5 protein-coding genes are annotated in these 3,532 nt (G+C 47.7%); 1 reads left to right on the top strand and 4 read right to left on the bottom strand.

The window, feature by feature from the left end:
* A partial coding sequence (locus ABT56_RS22700) for a major capsid protein P2 (RefSeq protein WP_047881195.1) occupies positions 1-746 on the bottom strand: 746 nt, incomplete at its 3' end.
* 332 nt (positions 747-1,078) lie between these two features.
* On the opposite strand from ABT56_RS22700, the gene ABT56_RS22695 reads away from it, so the two are divergent.
* A complete protein-coding gene (locus ABT56_RS22695; protein WP_047881194.1) occupies positions 1,079-1,771 on the top strand; it encodes a hypothetical protein in 693 nt (230 codons plus the stop codon).
* Between the two features lie 44 nt (positions 1,772-1,815).
* Here the strand turns inward: ABT56_RS22695 and ABT56_RS22690 are convergent, their stop codons facing one another.
* The 3 genes from ABT56_RS22690 to ABT56_RS22680 are packed head-to-tail and all read right to left on the bottom strand — an operon-like array spanning position 1,816 to position 3,422.
* Complete coding sequence (locus ABT56_RS22690) at positions 1,816-2,418, bottom strand: ATP-binding protein (RefSeq protein WP_047881196.1); 603 nt, start codon at positions 2,416-2,418, stop codon at positions 1,816-1,818.
* Between the two features lie 59 nt (positions 2,419-2,477).
* Positions 2,478-2,960, bottom strand: coding sequence for a hypothetical protein (locus ABT56_RS22685; RefSeq protein WP_047881193.1), 483 nt, complete (start codon positions 2,958-2,960; stop codon positions 2,478-2,480).
* 21 nt (positions 2,961-2,981) lie between these two features.
* Positions 2,982-3,422: a hypothetical protein gene (locus tag ABT56_RS22680; RefSeq protein WP_047881192.1), complete on the bottom strand. Its 441-nt coding sequence runs from the start codon at positions 3,420-3,422 to the stop codon at positions 2,982-2,984.
* Between the last annotated feature and the right edge of the window lie 110 nt (positions 3,423-3,532).

Genomic DNA, 3,532 nt, shown 5'->3' with positions numbered 1-3,532 from the left:
GCCAACTGGCTGCGGGCGGCAGTGTTCAACATGCCGTCAGCACCAAAGCCATAGCGGATAAAGTCGAGGCTGAACCAACCGTCATTTTGTTCTTTCTTGGATTGCGCCAAGTCGAAGGCGTTGTCGGTCTTGGTGACGTTGAGTTCTTCGTAGTTGTCACGCAGGACACGAACGCGGCCAATGGAATCGTCAAGGAAGTGAATGCGCTTGAGGTTGAGTGCCGGGCTACGCTCGGCAAAGTCGAATGGCGTGCGGCCTGTCGCCGAGGCAAACCAAGTCAGCTCATAAAGACGCGGCATGTAATAGCGCGTTGCCTGTGACGGCAGCACATGGGCACGGGCGCGAATGGTCGGCATCGCGGTGCCCGATGGTTTGGATTTCAGGGTGATATACACAAACCAAATTTCACCGCCCAAGGTAACAAGGTCGGTTTGGCGCACACCAATTTTGGTACGCAGCGTGGCATCACCAAACGAGATCACATAGCGACCCGGCTGGGCGTAGTTCTTGCGGTGGGCTTGCAGCTTGACCAGCGTTTCGCCCGACACGTTGAACTTGGCCGAACCGTTTAGCGATACTTCGACGCGCTCAATATCACTTGGATCGGTAATGTCAGTAACCAGCTCGATGCTGTGATAAGTGGGACCCGCAACAAGGCGAAGCGAGGCGCGCTGGCCCCAACCGACACCCTCTACCGGATCAAGTTCTTTCGGACGCGGCGCGAACGGGGTTTGAATCAGTTCCATGTCGCCCCCTTACCCGATTGCGTCTTCAACGGCATCAACGTTGTTCGATGCCCAGACCACAGCACCCGCAACCAGCAAGGCAATGACGCCCGTGATCACATAGCCTTTCGTTTTTGCACTCATAGTGTTTGCTCTCTGTTGGTTTACTAAAAGACCCCAACAGCAAACCAAGGGATTTGGTTACAAGGCAAACGAAAAAAAGCCCGCTAAACCTATAGGCTACGATAATTCAAAAAATGTGACTAAATGCAATTAATTGAAAAAGTAGAAAACATAAATACGACACTATCGATATATAATGCGTTACTTACATATTCATTAGGAATTAAATTTTGAAAAAAACATTAGTATCTTTACTTGCTCTATCATCGGCTGTTTTAGTAACAGGCTGTTCAACAATAAACTATGGGACAGACGTAAAAGTAGATTACTTTTCAGAGCCAGCAATTGATGATGTTGTAAGTGTCTATGTTGGCGACTACATGCTAAACCAAGGGCAAGCAACAACGATGGAATATTTGACTGTTGCGAATAACATTGATGGTATCGGATATGATGTTCCAAGGGGATCATATGCGCGAGTTGGTGAGTACCAAGGTAATTCATATTTTTCGCCTATATCAACCAATGGCGCTCGTGTAAGTTTTTCTCCTCTAATGGATCCTCCAATCGCGATTCATATTAATAACGAAAAGAAAGTTTGCATTACAACGCCTACATATCAGGTTGCCTCTTGTTATGATGGCAAGTTTAAAGTTGAAAATCGTACTGTTACCGATAGTCAATCATTTCAACAAACCTTGATTTATAATGGTTCTGTTGGTAAAAAAATTAACATTTCGTATCGTGAATTCTCTAACGGAACAGCTCGTGGGGCTTTTACCAATGATGTCGAATATGACATGAGCAAATCTAACTTAATAAATTATAAAGGGGCAAAAATTGAAGTAATCGATTACGATAATACTTCAATAAAATTTAAGGTCATGAAACATTTCAAAAATAATACAACTATCAATCTATAATATATATGGCCCGCAATAATGACGGGCCTAAATAAAATTAATTACTACCATCTAATTATCCCTTCAGACCACTCCTTCCCATCTTGCAATATGTACTCAAGTTTTTTCAATTTGGTGATAGCCTCAGCTGAGATCCCCGTCTTTTTCTGTAGGTAACGGGCACTGTCATCAGCCTTTTGCATCATTACACAAGCAAATTGGCAGTTATCAATGATGGTTTTCGATACCTCCTGCCCACGCTGAAACATGTTGATGCAGTGCAAACCGAACTTGCGCCCTAGCCTCAATATTTTACCGTGATACCCGGTGGCCTTTCCGGCTGTACTGGTATGCTCGGCCACTTCCTCACATACCACTTTTAGCGGTTTGGGGTGTTTGCCGTTACCGCATCCCCAAACGACCATACAGAATTTATCGAAATCGGATTCGGTGGTTTCGTGTTGTGGCGCATAGGCAATCTTGAATCCCTGTTTGGTTTTGCGCCCGGCGATCAAGGCTTGGGCAAAGTCTTTCAGTTTGGCATAGCTGCGAACCTTGCGCCCGGCCAGCTCGCCCTCATAATCCCCAAGCGGATCAAAAATGGCGACTTGGTCGGTCGGTTTGATAAACAGCTTTTTGGCTGCGGAAGTTTTCCCGCAGCCAGACATACCAACCACATAGACATGATGATTACTCAGCGCATTGTTTTGGTTGATAGGTTGTAGTTTCACGCGGCCACCTCGGCATTATCGAGATTGGTGGTTTCGCGCTCTTTGGCCTGCTGGGCAATATCTTCGGCCTTGAGCTGTTTCACCTGCATGAAACTTGATAGCCCCAACATCCCGATGGCGAACACGGCCATGATTTCATCCATGTACTTGGCCAACCACGGCGGCGGGTTCGCTCCGTATTTGACGATCAGCGGTGCGACTTTGGTGGCAACAGCTTCGCACTGCTCCGGGTCAAACTTGAAACGCGGGTGCAGCATGGTTTTCATGGTCTGTTCAATAGTCATCAGGCCAACACAAACAATCCCGGCGGCGGCTTCGGTTTCAAGTGCCTGCTCTTTGGCTTCGGTTTGGCTTAATTCCGGGTCAAAATCATCATCCAGACTATTGATGAATGCCCGTTCGTCCTGCTCGTTATGGTTTTCGACCATATCTACAGGTGGGGTTTCGGTTTGAATTTCGCCTTGTTGTTCGGTATTCATTCGCTTTCCTTGTCTATAGGTTTAAATTCGGGTGACGACACCGCCAGTTAGTGCCCCAAGTACCAGCCCGCCAAGCACAAACCGCCAAAATCCGGCTGGTTTTTCGCCTTCCGGCTCGGTTTGCTGTGGTTTCGGGTTCGCTTGGGGCTCTTGTTGTGACGCCGTCACAGTTTCGTTTTTGGTTTCTGGCTCGGTGATTGGCTCCGGTACTGATACGGTTATCACCTCTTTTTCTTCAGGTTGCTCGGCTTGGTGCAAGGCTTCCACGCTGGGGTAATGGATATTGAATTTGTCCTGCCAGTATTTGCCCGTCTGCTGATTGGTGCCGCAATCGTCGCAGATGGAATATAGAAACTTGGCGCGCTTGCCCCTTGCCCGGTGAATGGTGCGGATTGCTCCGCACTCACAACGGTTGATACCTTCGACCTTGTTGGTCGAGGTGCGAACCGGCATTACTTCCATGCTTACCCCCTTTGCTCCAATTCAGATAATTTGCGGTTTACCCCTTCCATCCAAACCAGCATCAGGCGAATAGGTGCCATCACTTTGGAGGCAAACGGGTTTTTCGATGC

The sequence above is a fragment of the Photobacterium aquae genome, from assembly GCF_001029445.1.
Classification (GTDB): Bacteria; Pseudomonadota; Gammaproteobacteria; order Enterobacterales; family Vibrionaceae; genus Photobacterium; species Photobacterium aquae.
Note: the sequence above shows the minus strand (reverse complement) of the source record. Positions and strands in the feature narration are given on the sequence as shown.